An 18,854-nucleotide genomic window follows, 5' to 3' on the forward strand; every position below is an offset into this window, starting at 1 on the left:
TCCCTTCGGCGCGTTCTAGCCGATGCACCCGGCGCGGCGCCAGCCCTCCCCGGCGGACCGGACGCGACCGTACTGTTCGAGCGTGACCCACCGGAACGACCTGCCCGCTCATGCGCCTGCAGGACGAACCGGACGGCGGTTCCGGCCGCCGGTCGTGACCACCGGAGGAGGACCGCGCGATGAGCGCTGACCGTCAGGGGAATGCTCGAGACACGCTCGCTAAGCTGAGCAGTCGGTCCGTCGCGGAAGTGACGGACCATCACCCCCGACGTCGGGCATCCGCAGACCGCACATCGGCGTCTCCCGGACTGCCCGAGAACAATCCCCTGAGGAGTCTCGTGGAGACCTGGCCCGGAACCGCCTACCCGTTGGGCGCGACGTTCGACGGAAGCGGCACGAACTTCGCCCTGTTCAGCGAGATCGCCGAGCGCGTCGAGCTGTGCCTCTTCGAGGAGGACGGCACCGAGACGCGCGTCGAGATCCAGGAGTCGGACGCCTACGTCTGGCACTGCTACCTCCCGCAGGTCCAGCCGGGCCAGCGCTACGGCTTCCGCATCCACGGACCGTACGACCCCGATGCCGGCCACCGCTGCAACCCGAACAAGCTGCTGCTGGACCCCTACGCGAAGGCGATCTCGGGGGAGATCGACTGGGACCAGTCCCTCTTCTCGTACACCTTCGGCGACCCGGACTCGACGAACGACGAGGACTCGGCGCCGCACATGATGATGGGCGTCGTCATCAACCCCTTCTTCGACTGGGCCGGTGACCGCCGCCCGCGCACCTCCTACGACAGCACCGTGATCTACGAGGCGCACGTGAAGGGGCTCACCAAGACGCACCCCGACGTGCCGGAGGAGCTCCGCGGCACCTACGCCGGAGTCGCCCACCCCGCGGTGATCGACCACCTCAAGCACCTGGGCGTCTCGGCGATCGAGCTCATGCCCGTGCACCAGTTCGTGAACGACTCCACGCTGATGGACAAGGGCCTCTCGAACTACTGGGGCTACAACACGATCGGCTTCTTCGCACCGCAGAACACCTACTCCTCCACGGGCGACCAGGGCCAGCAGGTCCAGGAGTTCAAGAGCATGGTGAAGGCGCTCCACGCGGCCGGCATCGAGGTCATCCTCGACGTGGTCTACAACCACACGGCGGAGGGCAACCACCTCGGCCCCACCCTGTCGTTCCGCGGCATCGACAACGAGGCGTACTACCGCCTCGTCGACGACGACAAGCGCTACTACATGGACTACACCGGCACCGGGAACACCCTGAACGTGCGACACCCGCACTCGCTCCAGCTGATCATGGACTCGCTGCGCTACTGGGTGACGGAGATGCGCGTCGACGGCTTCCGCTTCGACCTCGCCTCGGCGCTGGCACGCGAGTTCTACGACGTCGACCGGCTCTCCACCTTCTTCGAGCTCGTCCAGCAGGACCCGGTGGTCTCGCAGGTGAAGCTGATCGCCGAGCCGTGGGACGTCGGGCCCGGCGGCTACCAGGTGGGAAACTTCCCGCCCCAGTGGACGGAGTGGAACGGCAAGTACCGCGACACGGTCCGCGACTTCTGGCGCGGCGAGCCGTCGACGCTGGGGGAGTTCGCCTCGCGCCTCACCGGCTCGGCCGACCTCTACGCGCACTCGGGCCGCTACCCGGTCGCCTCGATCAACTTCGTCACGGCGCACGACGGCTTCACCCTCCGGGACCTGGTCTCGTACAACGAGAAGCACAACGACGCCAACGGCGAGGACGGCAACGACGGGGAGTCGCACAACCGCTCCTGGAACCACGGCGTGGAGGGGCCCACGGACGACCCGCGGGTGCTCGCGCTCCGGGCACGCCAGCAGCGGAACTTCCTCGCGACGATGCTGATCTCCCAGGGCGTCCCGATGATCCTCCACGGCGACGAGCTGGGCCGGACCCAGAACGGCAACAACAACACCTACGCCCAGGACAGCGAGCTGACCTGGATCGACTGGGCGCACGCCGACCGGCCGCTGCTCGAGTTCACCGCGGCGCTCATCCGCCTGCGCGCCGAGCACCCGACCTTCCGACGCATGCGCTTCTTCGACGGCCGCCCCGTGCTGCGCGGCGACGGCGAGCCCCTGCCCGACATCGTCTGGTTCACCGCTGCCGGCACCGAGATGTCCCCGTCCGACTGGGACTCCGGTCTCGGCCGATCGGTGGGCATCTACCTCAACGGCAACGGGATCCGCGAGCGCGACCAGCGCGGGCGCCCCGTCACCGACGACAGCTTCCTCCTGTACTTCAACGCCGACGACGTCGACGTCGAGTTCGCGATCCCGAGCGACGAGTACGCGCTCGAGTGGAGCGTCCTCGTCGACACCGCCGGCGCCGAGGCGGACTCGATCCCGCGTCCGGCGGGGGCGATGCTCACCGTCCAGGCGAAGTCTCTCGTCATCCTCCAGGAGCACAGCACCCCCGAGCCCGAGGTCGACCACTCGGTCGCCGCCTCGCTCGCGTCCCTGGCCGCCACCTCGGCCATCCCGATCGTCTCCTCGACGGGACCCACCAGCCCCCACGCCGAGTCGACCGACTCCGCGACCGCACCCTCGACAGGAGCCTGACGTGCGTCTGCCCGCCTCCACCTACCGCCTCCAGATCCGGTCGGCGTTCGACCTCGACGACGCCGCCCGCGTCGCCGACTACGTGCGCGCGCTCGGAGCGGACTGGCTGTACTTCTCGCCGCTGCTGAAGGCCGAGCCCGGCTCGGACCACGGCTACGACGTGGTGGACCACACCGAGGTCGATCCCGATCGCGGTGGCGCGGCCGGCCTGGCGAACGCCTCGGCCGCGGCGCGGGCGGAGGGCCTCGGCGTCCTCATCGACATCGTCCCCAACCACATGGGCGTCGCGACCCCGAGCGAGAACTCGTGGTGGTGGGACCTGCTGAGGAACGGGAAGTCCTCCCGCTACGCCACCGCCTTCGACATCGACTGGGAGGCGGGGGGCGGGAAGCTGCGCGTGCCGATCCTCGGCGACGGTGCGAGCGAGGGAGACAGCGACAGCGAGCTCGACGCGCTCGAGGTCGTCGGCGACGAGCTGCACTACTACGAGAACCGCCTGCCGATCGCGCCCGGCACCGCCGAGCCCGGCGACTCCGGCCGCACGGTGCACGAGCGCCAGAGCTACGAGCTCGTGAACTGGCGCCGCGCCGACGCCGAGCTGAACTACCGCCGCTTCTTCGCGGTGAACACCCTCGCCGCCATCACGGTCGAGCGGCCCGAGGTGTTCGACGCCTCGCACGCCGAGATCGTCCGCTGGTTCACCGAGGGGCTCGCAGACGGCCTGCGCGTCGACCACCCGGACGGCCTGGCCGACCCGGGCGGATACCTCGACGACCTGGCCCGCGCGATCGGCGGTGCCCCGGTCTGGGTCGAGAAGATCCTCGAGGGCGACGAGGAGCTCCCGCCGCACTGGGCGACCGTCGGCACCACGGGCTACGACGCCCTGGCCGACGTCGACCGCATCCTGGTCGACCCCGACGCCCGCCCCGTGCTGGAGGGCCTTGACGCCGAGCTCACGGGAAAGGGCGCCCCGCTGCAGTGGGCCGACCTCATCCACGACACCAAGCGCGGCATCGCCGACGGCATCCTCCGCTCCGAGGTCCTGCGGCTGGCCCGCCTGATCCCCGGCATCGAGGGAGCGGACGACGCGCTGGCGGAGCTCCTGGCGACCTACCCGGTCTACCGCAGCTACCTCCCCTACGGAGCGGAGCACCTCGAGCACGCCCGCGTCGACGCCGTGCGCCGCCGTCCCGAGATCCGCGCGACCATCGACGAGGTCGCCGCGGCGCTCGGCGAGACCGGCACGCCGGTGTCCGTGCGCTTCCAGCAGACCTCCGGCATGGTGATGGCGAAGGGCGTCGAGGACACGGCGTTCTACCGCTTCAGCCGCCTCACCTCGCTGAACGAGGTCGGAGCGGACCCGGACGAGTTCGCGATCGACCTGGTCGAGTTCCACCGCCGCCAGGCCGTGCGCCAGGCCTCGTTCCCCGCCTCGCTCACCACGCTCTCGACCCACGATACGAAGCGCGGCGAGGACACCCGTGCCCGCATCACCGCACTGGCCGAGGACCCGGAGGCGTGGGCGGCGACGCTCCGCGAGCTCCACGACCTCGTCGGCTTCGGCGACGGCCCGATCGAGCACCTGCTCTGGGAGGCCGTCGTGGGGACCTGGCCCGCGAGCCGCGAGCGCCTGCACGCCTACGCCGAGAAGGCGTCGCGCGAGGCCGACGACTCGACGCACTGGACCGCTCCTGACGAGCAGTTCGAGAAGCGGATGCACGCGGCGATCGACGCGGCGTTCGACGAGCCCGCCGTCCGCCGGCTGGTCGAGCAGACCGTCGAGCGGGTGTCGGTTGCCGGCTGGTCGAACGGCCTCGCCGCGAAGCTCGTGCAGATCACCGCCCCGGGCATCCCGGACGTCTACCAGGGCAGCGAGCTCTGGGAGACCTCCCTCGTCGACCCGGACAACCGCCGCGAGGTCGACTTCGGGCAGCGTCGAGCGCTGCTGGAGCGGATCGACGGCGGCTGGAAGCCCGCGATCGACGCCGAGGGAGCCGCGAAGCTCCTCGTCACCTCGCGCGCCCTCCGGCTCCGCCGCGACCGCCTCGAGCTGTTCACCCGCTACGCCGCCGTCCCTGCGATCGGGCCCGCCGCCGAGCACGCGATCGCTTTCGACCGCGGCGGCGCGCTGACCGTCGCGACCCGGCTCCCCGAGGGCCTCGCCGCTTCGGGCGGGTGGAACGGCACGGTCGTGGTCCTGCCCGGGCACCCGATGGAGGACGTCCTCACCGGCCGCACCTTCGCGGGAGGAGTGACTCCGGTCGCCGAGATCCTCGCCGACTACCCCGTGGCACTGCTCGCCCCGGTCTCCTGACCGGTTCCGCCACCGCACCGCAGACCGATACGACCCCTCCTGGAGACAGCAGTGATCAGCACGACTCCCTACCGCTACGCACTCCCGACGACCGGGCCCGAGCGGTTCGACGTCTGGGCCCCCGAGGCCTCGACGGTCGAGCTCCTTCTCGGTGACGACTCGTCGCTGACGATGACCCGCCACGGAGACGACGGATGGTGGCGGGCGCCCGCGTCGGCCCCGGCCACCGGCGAGGTCGACTACGGGTACCGGGTGGACGGCAGCGGTCCGCTGCCGGACCCCCGCTCGCGCCGCCAGCCGAAGGGCGTGCACGAGCTCTCGCGCACGTTCGACCCCTCGGCGCACGAGTGGGGCGACTCCGCCTGGACCGGGCGCGAGCTCGCCGGCGCCGTCATCTACGAGCTGCACCTCGGCACGTTCACACCCGAGGGCACCCTGGACGCGGCGGCGGAGCGCTTCGAGCACCTGCGCTCGATCGGCGTGGACTTCATCGAGCTGCTGCCGGTCAACGCGGTGAACGGAACGCACAACTGGGGCTACGACGGCGTCCTCTGGTACGCCGTGCACGAGCCGTACGGCGGACCCGAGGCGTACCAGCGCTTCGTGGACGCCGCCCACCGCGCCGGCCTCGGCGTGGTCCAGGACGTCGTCTACAACCACCTCGGCCCGAGCGGCAACTACCTGCCGGAGTTCGGCCCGTACCTCAAGAACGAGAAGGCCAACACCTGGGGCAGCTCGATCAACCTGGACGGCGAGGGTTCGGACACCGTTCGCGGGTACATCATCGACAACGCTCTGATGTGGCTGCGCGACTACCACGTCGACGCCCTGCGCCTGGACGCGGTGCACGCCCTCTCGGACGAGCGGGCCGTGCACGTGCTCGAGGAGATGGCGAGCGAGGTGGCCGTGCTGTCGGCCCACGTCGGGCGCCCTCTGACGCTGATCGCCGAGTCCGACCTCAACGACCCGACGCTGATCACTCCGCGGGAGGCGCACGGCTACGGGCTCGACGCGCAGTGGAGCGACGACTTCCACCACGCGGTCCACGTCGCGCTGACCGGGGAGACCACGGGCTACTACGAGGACTTCGCGCCGCTCGGCGCCCTCGCGAAGGTGCTGACCCGGGGCTTCTTCCACGACGGCACCCTCTCGACGTTCCGCGGCCGTCACCACGGCCGTCCGGTGGACACCGAGCACATGCCGACCTGGCGCCTGGTGGTCTGCAGCCAGAACCACGACCAGATCGGCAACCGGGCGGTCGGCGACCGTCTGACGGCGTCCCTCGACGAGGGCCGTCTCGCGATCGCCGCTGCTCTGACGCTGCTGGGCCCTTTCACTCCCATGCTGTTCATGGGCGAGGAGTGGGCGGCGTCGACCCCGTGGCAGTTCTTCACCTCGCACCCGGAGAAGGATCTGGGCGAGGCGACGGCGAAGGGCCGCATCGAGGAGTTCGCGAAGATGGGCTGGGACCCGGAGGTCGTGCCCGACCCGCAGGACCCGGAGACGTTCCTGCGCTCGCGGCTCGACTGGTCCGAGGTCGGGGAGGGGCGTCACGCCCGCACCCTCGAGGTGTACCGCGAGTTGGCGGCGATCCGCCGCCGCTACCCCGAGCTGACGGACCCGCGCTTCGGGTCGCTCTGCGTGGAGTTCGACGAGGAGGCCCGCTGGCTGACTCTCGGCCGCGGTCGGGTGACCGTCGCGATCAACGTCGGCGAGTCCGCCGCCCGCATCGCCCTGCCGGAGGTGGCGGAGACGCTGCTCGGCGTCGGGGAGTACGCGGTGCAGCCCGGGGACACCGAGGTGGATCTCGGCGGTTCCTCGCTGCTGGTGACGCTGAGCTCCTGAGCGCCTGAGGTCCGTGGCGGCCGGCTGTTCAGGTGGCCGGCCGCCGCTGTCCTGAACGGCCGCCTCGGGCCCGAGCGCTCAGAGCGCGACCGCGGCGTACTCCGTCGCGGTCACGACCCGCACTCCCTCGTCGTGGACGAGCAGGAGCGCGCGGAGGGGGATGGCCCGCTTGTGGCACGCCGCCGCCAGGTGACGGGCGAGGACCCGGTCGGTCTCGCCGAGGAAGGCGCGCCCGGGACGTTCCAGGGCGAAGGCGAGCGAGCCCACGTCCTGGTGCGCCACGGCCTTGGCGAGGGTGGCGACGATCCGCTCGGTCTTCTCCTCGTCGGGGTGCACGGGGAGTCCGTCCACCGGGTAGAGGATCGGCAGCTGCACGCCGTCGCGGTCGAGGAAGATCGGCCACAGGGCCCGGCGGTAGGCCGGTCCGATCAGCGAGGAGACGCGCTCGCGCAGCTCGCGGTCGTTCAGGAGCGGCGCATCGAGGTGCGGAGCGGGAGCGGCGTGGTCGAGAGTGGTCATGGTGTCGCTTTCTCGTGGGGCGAGCGGGCGGTGCCGCTGAGGGGTCATCGGAAGTTGCGGGAGGTGGTGCGAGCGCCGACCGTGAGGGTCTCGAACCTGTCGGCGAGGAGGTTCGTCACCCCCTCGTCGGAGCGCTCGAGGATCCCCCTGACCAGCAGGGCGGGTGCCTCGCGGGCCACGCGGCGGTAGCGGTTCCATACTCCGACGGAGCAGATCACGTTGAGGATCCCGTGCTCGTCCTCGAGGTTGAGGAAGGTCACTCCACCGGCTGTGGAGGGACGTTGGCGGTGGATCACGACCCCGCCGACCTCGATCCGGGTCCCCGAGGGGATGGCGGGGAGATCGGCCGAGGAGCGGGCGCCGCGGCGAGCGAGCCCCTCGCGGAGGTGGCGCAGCGGATGGTCGTCGGGCGAGATGCCGGTGGCCCAGAAGTCGAAGACCACGCGCTCCTGAGGGGAGAGCATCGGCAGGAGCGGGGGCTGCACGACGACCGTGGAGCCGGCGAGGAACTCCTCGCGGTCGCCTGCGGCGGTGCCGGCCTCCCAGAGCGCCTGCCGACGCTGCAGACCGAGCGAGTCGAAGGCGCCCGCGGCGCCGAGGGCCTCCAGCTGAGCCGCGGTCGTGCCGACCCGACGCGAGAGGTCGGCCATGCTCGCGTAGGGTCCGCCGCGTTCGCGCTCGGCGACGATGTGCTCGGCGAGCGCGGTGCCGATGCCCTTCACCCCTGCCAGCCCGAGCCGGATCACGAAGCCGCTGTCGCGCCTGTGGTCGTCCGTGTGGAAGTGCTCGGTGCGGTCGAACAGTCCCGTGGGCGGCTGATCGGCGCGGAGGCAGTCGTCGCTCCCGTAGGCGGCGCCGCCCCTCCGGCGTGCGGGGGCGTCCTCCTTCGCCTCGAGCCCGGGAGGCGCCAGGGAGCGGTTGACGTCGGGCGAGACGACCTCCACTCCGTGACGCCGGGCATCGGCGACCAGGGTGTGCGGGGCGTAGAAGCCCATGGGCTGCGCCCTCAGCAGCGCGGCGGTGAACGCGGCGGGGTAGTGCAGGCGGAGCCAGGCGCTCGCGTAGACCAGCAGGGCGAAGCTGATCGCATGGCTCTCGGCGAAGCCGAAGTTCGCGAAGGCCTGGATCCGGAGGTAGATGTCGTCCGCGACCTCGCCCGTGATGCCGTTGCGGGCCATCCCCTGGTAGAGCCGCTCGCGGAGGGTCTCGATCTTCTCGGTCCCGCGCTTGGACCCCATCGCCCGGCGCAGCAGGTCGGCGTCCTCCGCGTTGCAGTCGCCGACGGCCACGGCCACCTGCATGAGCTGCTCCTGGAAGAGCGGCACGCCGAGGGTGCGCTTGAGCGGCGTCACGAGGAGGGGGTGCTGGTACGTCACCGGCTCCTCGCCGAGCTTGCGGCGGATGTAGGGGTGGACCGCACCGCCCTGGATGGGGCCGGGGCGGATGAGCGCGACCTCGATCACCAGATCGTAGAAGCGGCGCGGCTGCAGCCGGGGGAGGGTGCCCATCTGCGCCCGGCTCTCGACCTGGAACACCCCGATCGAATCGGCGCGGCAGAGCTGGTCGTAGACGCCCTTCTCCTCCCGGGGGAGGGTGGAGAGGTCCCACTTCTCGCCGACGTGCTCGGCGACGAGGTCGAACGTGTACTGCAGGGCGGCGAGCATCCCGAGCCCGAGGAGGTCGAACTTGACCAGGCCCATCCAGGCGCAGTCGTCCTTGTCCCACTGCAGGACGGTGCGGTCCTCCATCCGGGCGGGCTCGATCGGGCAGACCTCGCCCACGGGCCGGTCGGTCAGCACCATGCCGCCGGAGTGGATGCCCAGGTGCCGGGGCGTGCCCAGCACCCGGGTGGTCAGGGCGACCACGTCCTCGGGGATGTCGTGGTCGGTGCTCTCGGTGACGGACCCCCACCGCTCGACCTGCTTCGACCAGCCGTCCTGCTGCCCGGCGCTGTATCCGAGGGCCTTGGCCATGTCGCGCACGGCGAACTTGGGCCGGTAGGTGATGACGTTGGCGACCTGGGCCGCGTTCAGACGTCCGTACTTCCGGTAGACGTACTGGATCACCTCCTCGCGCCGCTCCGAGTCGAAGTCGACGTCGATGTCGGGCTCCTCGTCGCGGATGCTGGAGAGGAACCGCTCGAACGGCAGGTCGTAGAAGATCGAGTCGACCGCCGTGATGCCCAGGACGTAGCAGACCGCCGAGTTGGCGGCCGAGCCGCGTCCCTGGCAGAGGATGCCGTTCCGCTTGGCGTAGTGGACGATGTCGTGGACGATCAGGAAGTAGCCCGGGAAGTCCTTCTGCTCGATCACCGCGAGCTCCTTCTCGAGGCGCGCGAGGACGTCGGCGTCGGCGCGGGGGTACTTGGCCGGCACGGCCTCGCGCACGAGCTCGCGCAGCCAGCTCATCGAGGTGTGCCCCTCGGGGACCTCCTGGCGCGGCAGCCGGGGCCGGACTCGGCCGAGCTCGAAGGCGATCTCGTCGGCGACGCGCACCGTGTTCTCCACGGAGCCGGGGTAGCGGCCGAAGCGCTCGGCCATCTCGGCGCCGGAGCGCAGGTGGGCGCCGCCCGCTGCGGGGAGCCAGCCGTCCATCTCGTCGAGGCTCCGGCGTGCTCTGACCGCGGCGAGGGCCGTCTGGAGGGGGCGCTCCTCCGGCCGGGCGTAGTGCACGTTCCCGGTGGCGACCGTCCGCAGCCGGAGCTTCTCGGCGATCGTCGCCAGCTGGTCGTTGGCGCGCGAGGCGAGGGGATCCCCGTGGTCGTACAGCTCCACGAGGACGTTGGCGGGACCGAAGAGCCGGACGAGCTCGCGGACCTCCTGCTCGGCCGCGGCCACTCCTGCGGCGGCGAGCGCGTGACGGACCGCTCCCTTGCGGCAGCCCGTCAGCACGATCCAGTGGCCGTCGGCGGCGCGCGCGAGCTCCTCGAGGTCGTAGCTCGGCTTGCCCTTCTCGGCTCCGGCGAGCTGGGCGGTGGTGATCGCACGGGCGAGGCGGTGGTAGCCCTCCTCGCGGCGCGCGAGGACGAGCAGGTGGGTCCCCTCCGGATCGGCGACCCCGTTCTGAGGCGAGGTGAGCCCGATCGAGAGCTCGGCTCCGAAGGCCGTGCGGACGGCGTGCCCCTGCGCGGCCTCGGCCATCCTCACGATGCCGTAGAGGCCGTCGTGGTCGGTGAGCGCGAGAGTGTCGATGCCGAGCCGGACCGCCTCCTCGACCAGCTGCTCCGGCTTGCTCGCCCCGTCGAGGAAGCTGAAGTGGGAGTGGGCGTGCAGCTCGGCGTAGGGCACCGGATGAGCCGGCGGCCGGACGTCGTCCCCGGCCACGTAGGCGGGGCGCTTGTGCGACCAGGCCGGACTGTCGCCGCCGTCGCCCCGGATGACCGTGCCGTCGGCGCGCTTGCCGCTGGAGAGGCGGCGCTCGAACTCCGACCAGGGGATCGGCGGGTTGTTCCAGCCCATCGGGGCTCCTTCGGTGCTCGTTCGCGGTGGTGGAGGGATGCTCCGGTTCAGTCGTAGCGGGCCTCTGCTGCCCAGACCCCGTCGAGGCAGAGCAGCAGCCAGGCGACACCGGCGGCGTCGACCACCTGGAAGCGGTCGTAGCGGACGGCGGTGCTCGGATCCCACCAGCGCTCGTCGATCGGCCAGGGACCCGCCCATCCGGCGAGGGGCTCCAGGCGTGCCTGAGAGGTCCCGGGGGTGAAGTAGGCGGGCACGGAGCTGAGGGCGCCGCGCTCGTCGACCGCGACGGGTTCGCCCCTCGGTCCGCGGACCAGCACGGCCGCGGGCTCCGCGAAGACCGTCGGCGGGAGGGGCGGCGGCAGGGAGCCGGGCCAGGGCAGGGTCCTCGGCCGTGCGTCGCCCGGCTCCCGGTCGCCCCAGGGGATCAGGTGCTGGCGGTCGCGGAGGGATCGACCCCCTCCGATCGACGCGGTCATCACGGCCTCGTGCCCGAGCATGCTCTGCACGCGGCTCAGCCCGTGGTGGACGCGCTCCTCCGGAGCGGTGCCCCAGAGACCCTGCTCGTGGTTGCCGATCGCGTCGACCGCCTCGGGCTCGACGCACAGCCGCGAGATCGGCGCTCCGAGACCGGTGTCGATCTCCCCGCTGCCCTGCAGCTGCCAGCGGACCCGGTCGAGCACGTCGCCCGGGGTGAACCATCTCGGGTGCAGCCAGCTCCGGGAGGAGACCTCACCGCGCTCGCTGACGACCTCGATGCGGATGGCGGTCGCGACCAGCTGTGCGCGGGTGAGCCCGGCGACGAACTCCTCCGCGGGGACGCGGAAGGCGAAGGCGGCCTGGTCGATGCGGTCCAGAGGGGGCTCGAACTCCATCGCCCGGTCGAGGCGCTCCGGCGGGAGCCGGGGCACCACCGTCTCCGACTCCGCACCGGCGGCGAGGAGGTGCGCGTGGGCGCCGTCCGGTCCGAACCGGGCGGCGACGTCCTCGCGAGGGAGGGCGGCGAAGGCGCCGAGGGTGCGGACGCCGAGTCTGCGCAGGAGCGCCACCAGGTCGTCCCCCCGGCGGGGAGCACGTGCAGGGGCTGCGACGGACTCGGTCTCGAGGGCGTCGAGCGGGAGAGGAGCGAGGAAGCCTGCCGCTGCTCCTGGGGGCACGACGGCGACGGGGCGGCCGGAGTGCTTCGCGGCGAGCTCGGAGGCGAAGAGCCCGTCGGCGATCCCGATGCGGGCGTCGGGGAGACCCAGCTCGGCCAGCCGCTGCAGGATCGCCTCGGCCGCGCTCTGCTCGCTCCCGTAGTAGCGGCGCGGACCGCGGGCGCGGATCGCGCACAGACCGGGCCTGATCAGCTGGACGCCCGGGGTGATCTCCTCGAGCGCCTGGATGAGCGGCTCGAACGCCCGGTGGTCGAGCACCGGGTCGTACGGGAGGACGGCGAGACCCGTGCAACGGGACTGCGCCTCGCGCACGCGCATGCCCCGCCGGACCCCCTCCGCCCGGGCAGCGGGGGAGGAGGCGAAGACCAGGCTCTTCTCCGTGAGGGCCAGGGGGTGCTCGTCGCTGAGGCCGGCGTCGGCGGCGGCCGCGAGGAGGGGCCAGTCGGGGCACCAGACGAGGATCGTCCGCCGCAGCTCGGGTGCGCTCGCCATCTCAGACCGCCCGCTCGTGCAGGCGGCCGTGCTCGACCCGGGAGCCGAAGGCGCTCTCGACGCCGGGCATGCTCATCCGCACCGTGCGCACCCGGGTGCCGGCCCGGCCGACCACATCGACCATCGCCTCCCGGGAGCGCAGGTAGCCGTGGCCGTCGCCGAGCCCCTCCCAGCGGCTGCTGCGGATGCTGAGCCGCGCCTCGGCCTGGGGCCACTCGCCGAGGACCACGAGCGCGGCACCCCGCTGGCGCAGTCGTGCTCCCAGACGCGAGACGTCGGCCGAGGAGACGGAGGCGGGCGGACGGGTGAGCACGACGGTCAGCACATCGACCAGAGCGGCGGTGACGGTGAGCCAGTGCTCGGCCGGTGCGGGCACGAGCACCAGGCGCTCGAGGTCGATCCCCATGCCGGCCGCGGCCTCGGCCCCGAACTCCGGGACGCCCACCACGCCGCACCACGAGCCCTCGGCGGACGGGCCGGCGAGCAGCCCCATCGCCAGACTCATCGAGCCCTCCACCGAGTAGGCGGCACCCTGCTTGAGCGAGCCGCCCGGGAGCACGGAGGAGAAGGCCGGCAGGGTGGCGAGGCTCCTGGTCTCGAGAGTGGTCGCCTGCATGTCCCGGATGCGGGACTGCAGCTCCTTCACCGACGCGAGCTGCCGCAGAAGGGGCTCTGCGGCCTCGGCCGTCTCCGCGGAGACGAGGGGTGAAGGGGGGCTCATCTGCCCATGTTCGAACATGTGTTCGAGTATGTCAATCGCCACCGACATCCACCGGCGAGCCGCTCGGACCCCTCCGCGACCGCCCGGCGAGGCGCACTGAGGAGGAGGTTCCAGACGTCCCGGTCAGTCTCGCATCCGCCTCCGACATCCCCGTCCGGGGGCGTTCTGCACCGGGTCTCGGCGAGGGAGGGCCTCCTGCCGCGCCTCTACCATGGGAGCCATGTCCGACGCCCTGCCCGACCACGCCGACTCCGACGCCACCGCCCCGGCCGCGCCGCGCAGAAGGACCCTCGTGGTCAAGATGGGGTCCAGCTCGGTCACCAAGCAGTCGGGTCCGGATCCCGTTCTCCTGGCCAGCGCGCTCGAGAGCGCCTTCGCCGCCCGCGCGCTGGGCTGGGACGTCGTGCTGGTCTCCTCCGGCGCCGTGTCCTCGGGCCGGGCGCTCTTCGCCCGCTCGCAGGAGGAGCCGATCAGCGCCCGCCTGGCGGCAGCGGTGGGCCAGACCGTCCTGATGGGCTTCTACCGCTCGGTGGCCGAGCTCTCGGGCGCCCTGGTCGCGCAGATCCTCATCGGCGAGTCCGACCTCGCCTCTCCCCGGCAGATGGCACACGTCGCCGAGGCGATCCGCCACGCCCTCGACGCCGGAGTCGTGCCCGTGGTCAACGGCAACGACACGATCGACTCCGCCGGCTCGGACAACGACGGCGTCGCCGGCGGATTGGCGATGCTCCTCGGCGCGGACCTGCTGCTGCTGCTCACCGACGTCCCCGGCGTCTTCGCCGGCAGCATCGCCGAGGGCGTGCACCTCGAGGAGCTGGGCATCTCGGAGCTGCGCCGCATCGGCGTGCAGAAGGGCGGTACCGGCCGAGGGGGCATCCGCTCCAAGCTGCGGGCCGCCGAGCTCGCCGCGCACAACGGCGTCTCGACCAGGATCGCCGGGGCGCGCACCCCCGAGGTCATCCTGGGCGCCCTGGGAGGGCCGGGCCCGGGCACCCTCGTCCGCGCCGTGCACGCGCATCCGCCCGTGGAGCAGCGCTGGATCTCCGGAGTGGCCACCGGCCGCGGCCGCGTCGAGATCAACCTCGAGGCCGAGCGGAGCATCGGAGCCGGCTCGAGCCTGTTCGCCTCGGGCATCAAGCGCGTCTCCGGCGAGTTCGGCGGCGGCGACGTGATCGAGGTGCGCGCCCTCAGCGGAGAGCTCCTCGCGCGCGGCGTCTCCCGCGTCTCCTCGCGTCTGCTGACCCTGGTCCGCGCACTCCGGGTCGACGAGATCGCCCGCGTCTTCGTGGCGGTCCTCGGGCATGCCGCCACGACGGCGCCGTCGGCGAGTCCGGAGGGGGAGGAGAGGCCGCAGCTGACCCGCGCTCTGGAGTACGCGCGCACTCTCTCCTCCGAGCACGCGCGGGCCGTCGCGATGGAGATCGTCTCCCTCTTCCCCGCCGAGAGCATCTCGGCCCTGCTGGGACAGGGCGCGGGGGAGGGCGAGCTCGTCGAGCGCTACACCCGCCTCGTCCGCACCCTCGCCATCGTGGAGAACGAGAACCTGGCCGTCTTCCGCTCCTGACCGCCGGTGGCGCGCCACTTCTCAGTGCATTTCGCGCCTTCGCGTCATGATCGCCGTTCTCCGGTGTCTTCCTGGTGATGGCGCCGCTCCTGGGCGCCCCCGACGGAACGGATCATCGATGAGCGTCCCCACTTCCACAGCCGGCCACTTCCGCGAGTCCGACATCACGCCCGAGAGCTTCGAGACCGAGAGGCTCGAGCGGCGGCTCGCCCTGCTCGAGGCCTCGATCGCCCAGGGGGAGCGGGCACTGCTGGGCCGGGTCGACCCGAGCAGCGGAGCTCCCCTCCCAGGCGCCTGCGGGGGGCACCGAGCCCAGCTGGTCAGCAACCTGACGACGGAGCGGGCCCTCGCCGACCGCATCCGGGAGATGCTCGCCGCTCGGAGCTGACGGGGTGCGTACGGCACGATGGGGCCATGGTCACCATCACCGTCGCCGGTCTCGCCCAGCACTTCCACCCCGCCGAGCGGGGCACCGTCCGCCTCGAGATCCGGCGCGAGTCGCGATCCCGGCCCCAGGCGCTCGCCGAGGTCACCGCCCTGCACGCGCGGGTCCGTGAGGAGGCGGCCGCCGAGCAGGCGTCCGGCGCCGCCACCTGGTGGTCCTCCGATCAGATCTCGGTCTCCTCGATCCGCCGGTACATCAAGGACTCGGACGTCACGCAGCTGTTCCATGTCGCGGCCGCCGGGGTCCGGGTGAAGTACCGGGACTTCGCGGCTCTCGGGCGCTGGGTCGGCTCGATCTCGGAGGTGCCGGGGATCCAGATCTCGGGGGTCGACTGGGACGTGACGGCGGCACGACGTTCGGGCATCGAGCGCGAGGTCCGCACCGCTGCCGTCCGCGACGCGCGCGAGCGGGCCGAGGCCTATGCGGCGGCTCTCGGCCTGACCGAGGTGCGGGTGCTGACCCTCTTCGAGCCGGGACTGCGGCCGCACACGCGCATCGAGGGCGGCTCGGCGATGATGAGCCGCGCCAAGGCGTTCTCCTCTCCTGAGGAGCCGTTGGCCCTCAAGCCGGAGGACATCGAGGTCACCGCCTCGGTCTCCGCCGACTTCGAGGCGCACTGACGCGGAGACGCGACCGGGCGCCCGGTTCCGCTGCGGACGGAGAGCGCCTGCCTGCACCTGCGACCCGCTGATCGTCTGCATGGCGACCCCGAGAGTCGCCCCGAGGCGACCGACCATCCGCTCCACGACGACCCCCTCCGCCCCGATCAGCGGGCACGCGACCACCATACGTGTATTGAGGACTCCTCGGGAGCTCTGTCGCGGTTCGGGGTCCGCCGTGCACACCACCCGGGAATAGCGGGGGACCCCCGAGCGCTGAGGCAGGCATGGTCTCGCGTATCGGCTTCCTCTCCTTCGGCCACTACCAGTCGGTCCCCGGGTCTCAGACCCGCTCGGCTCGCGACGTCCTCCTCCAGACGATCGAGCTCGCGGAGGCGGCGGAGGAGATCGGCATCGACGGCGCCTACGTCCGCGTGCACCACTTCGCGCCGCAGCTCGCCTCGCCGTTCCCGCTGCTGGCGGCGATCGCCGCGCGCACCCGCCGCATCGAGATCGGCACCGGGGTCATCGACATGCGCTACGAGAACCCGCTCTACATGGCGGAGGAGGCGGCCGCCACCGACCTGATCTCCGACGGCCGGCTCGAGCTCGGGGTCAGCCGGGGATCGCCCGAGACCGCCCTGCGCGGGTCCGAAACGTTCGGCTTCGTCCCCCCGGAGGGGATGACCGACGCCGACCTCGCCCGGCAGAAGGTGCGCATCCTCCGGGAGGCGCTCGCCGGGGCACCCGTCGCGCAGTCGGATCCGGCGATGACGCGCCAGTCGCTCCCGCTCTCGATCGAGCCGCGCTCGCCCGGCCTCGAGGACCGGATCTGGTGGGGTGCCGGCAGCTTCGCGACCGCGCGCTGGGCGGCCGAGCAGGGCATGAACCTGCAGTCGTCGACGCTGCTGCTGGAGGAGGAGGGCGTGCCCTTCGACGAGCTGCAGGCCCGCCAGATCCGCGAGTACCGCGCCGCGTGGAGCGAGGCGGGCTGGGCGCGCACCCCGCGCGTCTCCGTCTCGCGCAGCGTCCTCCCGATCACGAGCGATCTCGACCGTCTGTACTTCGGCGGCCGCGGTGAGCAGGACCAGGTCGCCACCCTCGAGGGCGTCCGCGCCCGCTTCGGCCGCAGCTACACGGGCGAGCCGGACGCCGTCGCCGCCGAGCTCGCTGCGGACGCCGCCGTGCAGGAGGCGGACACGCTGCTGCTCACCGTTCCCAACCAGCTCGGGGTCGAGTACAACGCGCGGCTCCTGCGCACTGTCGTGGAATCGATCGCTCCGGCTCTCGGCTGGTCGCCGGCAGCAGTGGGCGTCTGACACCGAGGCTCGGTCCGTGCGGGAGGGCCCTGCGGTGCAGGAGCGCCCGTCCGCTGCAGAAGCGCCCGTCCGATGCAGCAGCCGCCCCGTCTCCTCGTGAGGAGCCGGGGCGTCTGCACACTCCGCCCACAGCATCCCTCCCGCCGGCGCGAGGAGGGGACGGTGCCGGTAACGACGGAACCCCCCGCCTCTCCGAGGAGAGACGAGGGGTTCCGATCAGTGTGTCCGAGGGGGGACTTGAACCCCCACGCCCTATACGGGCACTAGCACCTCAAGCTAGCGCGTCTGCCATTTCCGCCACCCGGACGAGTGTTTCCTTTGACCTGCGTTTCCGCGGCCGAAGAAGACATTAGCACGGTTCCGGAGCCTCTCACGCCACCTCGCGGCCCACCGGCCTCCGCGCGCCGTCGAGCCCGCGCCGGTACCGTTGCCCGCATGTCCGACAGCATCGACAGCGCGCCCGTGACCGACAGCACCCTCGACGAGACGGCGCTCATCGCGCGCGATCTCATCCGCTTCGACACCAGCAACTACGGCGACGGGAAGGCGGAGCCGGAGCGCCCGGCCGCGGAGTACGTCGCGGCGAAGCTGCGCGACCTCGGCCTCGAGCCGGAGCTGATCGACTCCGACCCGGGACGCACGAGCGTCGTGGCGCGGGTCGCGGGGGAGGACCGCGAGCGCGGCGCCCTCGTCGTCCACGGGCACCTCGACGTGGTGCCCGCCGTCGCCGACAACTGGAGCGTCGACCCGTTCGGCGGCGAGATCAAGGACGGCATGCTCTGGGGCCGCGGCGCGGTCGACATGAAGAACATGGACGCGATGATCCTCGCCTCGCTCGGCGACATCCTCCGCGAGGGGCGGCGCCCCTCCCGCGACCTCGTCATCGCCTTCTTCGCCGACGAGGAGGCGGGCGGCGTGCGGGGATCGGGATTCCTGGCCCGTGAGCGGCCCGAGCTGTTCGCCGGAGCGACCGAGGCGATCAGCGAGGTCGGCGGCTACTCGATCGAGCTGGCCGGCAAGCGCGCCTACCTCGTGCAGACGGGCGAGAAGGCGCTGATGTGGCTGACCCTCCGCGCGCACGGCACGGCGGGGCACGGCTCGCAGATCAACTCCGAGAACGCCGTCACCCGGCTGGCGCAGGCGATCGCCCGCATCGGCAGCGAGGAGTGGCCCACGCGCCTCACCGACACCACGCGCGAGCTGCTCGACGAGGTCGCCCGCCTGCTCGGCCACGACCCCCAGCGCAGCACTCCGGAGGAGCTGGCACTCGCCACCGGCACCGCCTCGCGCTTCATCGCCGCGACGCTGCGCACCACCGCCAATCCGTCGATGCTGTCGGCCGGCTACAAGGCCAACGTCATCCCGGACACCGCGGAGGCCACCATCGACGTGCGCGTCCTCCCCGGCGAGGAGGATGCGGTGCTCGAGCGGCTGAAGGTCCTCGCGGGCGAGCACGTCGAGATCCTCGTCCAGCACCGCGACATCGGACTCGAGGTGCCCTTCGCCGGCCCCCTCGTCGAGAGCATGGCCGCCTCGATCCGCCGGTTCGATCCGGGCGCCGAGGTCCTCCCGTACCTGCTCTCCGGAGGCACCGACAACAAGGCGCTCTCGACGCTCGGCATCACCGGATACGGGTTCGCGCCGCTCCAGCTGCCGTCTTCCCTGGACTTCCCGGCGCTGTTCCACGGGGTCGACGAGCGCGTTCCACTGGACGCACTAGTGTTTGGCAGGAAGGTCCTGACCGATCTCCTGCTGAGCTCCTGACGGCGCCGCGGACGGGGTCAGCACCGACCGATCCCGACCGACTGCTGGCCGACGACGCCCCAGCCCTCC

Annotated in this window: 12 protein-coding genes and 1 tRNA gene; 8 read left to right on the forward strand and 5 right to left on the reverse strand. The window is 72.1% G+C overall.

Annotated elements, in window-relative coordinates; all coding sequences use genetic code 11:
• The first annotated feature begins 338 nt into the window (after positions 1–338).
• The 3 genes from glgX to treZ are packed head-to-tail and all read left to right on the forward strand — an operon-like array spanning position 339 to position 6,750.
• Positions 339–2,591 (forward strand): glycogen debranching protein GlgX, encoded by a 2,253-nt coding sequence (gene glgX, locus C5B92_RS03185; RefSeq protein WP_104237465.1) that lies wholly within the window; start codon positions 339–341, stop codon positions 2,589–2,591.
• Position 2,592: 1 nt separating this feature from the next.
• A complete protein-coding gene (gene treY, locus C5B92_RS03190; RefSeq protein WP_104350056.1) occupies positions 2,593–4,905 on the forward strand; it encodes a malto-oligosyltrehalose synthase in 2,313 nt (770 codons plus the stop codon).
• Between the two features lie 51 nt (positions 4,906–4,956).
• A complete protein-coding gene (gene treZ, locus C5B92_RS03195; RefSeq protein ID WP_258061242.1) occupies positions 4,957–6,750 on the forward strand; it encodes a malto-oligosyltrehalose trehalohydrolase in 1,794 nt (597 codons plus the stop codon).
• A 78-nt stretch (positions 6,751–6,828) separates the two neighbouring features.
• Here treZ and C5B92_RS03200 read toward each other — a convergent pair whose 3' ends face one another.
• From C5B92_RS03200 to C5B92_RS03215, 4 genes are read right to left on the reverse strand one after another with little or no spacing between them, the layout of a single operon-like run.
• Positions 6,829–7,269: a hypothetical protein gene (locus C5B92_RS03200; RefSeq protein WP_104232613.1), complete on the reverse strand. Its 441-nt coding sequence runs from the start codon at positions 7,267–7,269 to the stop codon at positions 6,829–6,831.
• Between the two features lie 44 nt (positions 7,270–7,313).
• Positions 7,314–10,727, reverse strand: coding sequence for an error-prone DNA polymerase (locus C5B92_RS03205; protein WP_104254995.1), 3,414 nt, complete (start codon positions 10,725–10,727; stop codon positions 7,314–7,316).
• Positions 10,728–10,774: 47 nt separating this feature from the next.
• Positions 10,775–12,373, reverse strand: a complete 1,599-nt coding sequence (locus C5B92_RS03210) for a DNA polymerase Y family protein (protein WP_104254996.1) — start codon at positions 12,371–12,373, stop codon at positions 10,775–10,777.
• 1 nt (position 12,374) lies between these two features.
• A complete protein-coding gene (locus C5B92_RS03215) occupies positions 12,375–13,094 on the reverse strand; it encodes a hypothetical protein (protein WP_104225270.1) in 720 nt (239 codons plus the stop codon).
• A 220-nt stretch (positions 13,095–13,314) separates the two neighbouring features.
• Here C5B92_RS03215 and proB point away from each other — a divergent pair, with 220 nt between their 5' ends.
• The 4 genes from proB (at position 13,315) to C5B92_RS03235 (ending at position 17,021) form a co-directional block, all read left to right on the forward strand.
• Positions 13,315–14,658: a glutamate 5-kinase gene (proB, locus tag C5B92_RS03220; protein ID WP_181028721.1), complete on the forward strand. Its 1,344-nt coding sequence runs from the start codon at positions 13,315–13,317 to the stop codon at positions 14,656–14,658.
• A gap of 118 nt (positions 14,659–14,776) precedes the next feature.
• A complete protein-coding gene (locus tag C5B92_RS03225; RefSeq protein WP_104254998.1) occupies positions 14,777–15,046 on the forward strand; it encodes a hypothetical protein in 270 nt (89 codons plus the stop codon).
• Positions 15,047–15,072: 26 nt separating this feature from the next.
• A complete protein-coding gene (locus C5B92_RS03230; protein ID WP_104254999.1) occupies positions 15,073–15,723 on the forward strand; it encodes an SIMPL domain-containing protein in 651 nt (216 codons plus the stop codon).
• Positions 15,724–15,989: 266 nt separating this feature from the next.
• On the forward strand, positions 15,990–17,021 hold the full coding sequence (locus C5B92_RS03235; protein WP_104255000.1) for an LLM class flavin-dependent oxidoreductase: 1,032 nt from the start codon (positions 15,990–15,992) through the stop codon (positions 17,019–17,021).
• Positions 17,022–17,243: 222 nt separating this feature from the next.
• Here C5B92_RS03235 and C5B92_RS03240 read toward each other — a convergent pair.
• Positions 17,244–17,328, reverse strand: a tRNA-Leu gene (locus C5B92_RS03240).
• A gap of 128 nt (positions 17,329–17,456) precedes the next feature.
• Between C5B92_RS03240 and C5B92_RS03245 the strand changes: the two genes are divergently transcribed.
• Positions 17,457–18,785 carry a M20/M25/M40 family metallo-hydrolase gene (locus tag C5B92_RS03245; protein WP_181028722.1) on the forward strand — a complete coding sequence of 443 codons (1,329 nt, stop codon included), beginning with the start codon at positions 17,457–17,459 and terminating at the stop codon, positions 18,783–18,785.
• The last annotated feature ends 69 nt before the right edge of the window (positions 18,786–18,854 follow it).

It is taken from the genome of Rathayibacter sp. AY1A4 (assembly GCF_002930955.1).
GTDB lineage: Bacteria > Actinomycetota > Actinomycetes > Actinomycetales > Microbacteriaceae > Rathayibacter.

Bases quoted from the DNA above. Each gene is read 5' to 3' on its own strand.
- C5B92_RS03210 (WP_104254996.1), bottom strand. From the start codon at position 12,373: ATGGCGAGCGCACCCGAGCTGCGGCGGACGATCCTCGTCTGGTGCCCC.
- C5B92_RS03205 (WP_104254995.1), bottom strand. From the start codon at position 10,727: ATGGGCTGGAACAACCCGCCGATCCCCTGGTCGGAGTTCGAGCGCCGC.
- C5B92_RS03215 (WP_104225270.1), bottom strand. From the start codon at position 13,094: ATGAGCCCCCCTTCACCCCTCGTCTCCGCGGAGACGGCCGAGGCCGCA.
- proB (WP_181028721.1), top strand. From the start codon at position 13,315: ATGTCCGACGCCCTGCCCGACCACGCCGACTCCGACGCCACCGCCCCG.
- C5B92_RS03230 (WP_104254999.1), top strand. From the start codon at position 15,073: ATGGTCACCATCACCGTCGCCGGTCTCGCCCAGCACTTCCACCCCGCC.
- C5B92_RS03245 (WP_181028722.1), top strand. From the start codon at position 17,457: ATGTCCGACAGCATCGACAGCGCGCCCGTGACCGACAGCACCCTCGAC.
- C5B92_RS03235 (WP_104255000.1), top strand. From the start codon at position 15,990: ATGGTCTCGCGTATCGGCTTCCTCTCCTTCGGCCACTACCAGTCGGTC.
- C5B92_RS03200 (WP_104232613.1), bottom strand. From the start codon at position 7,269: ATGACCACTCTCGACCACGCCGCTCCCGCTCCGCACCTCGATGCGCCG.
- C5B92_RS03225 (WP_104254998.1), top strand. From the start codon at position 14,777: ATGAGCGTCCCCACTTCCACAGCCGGCCACTTCCGCGAGTCCGACATC.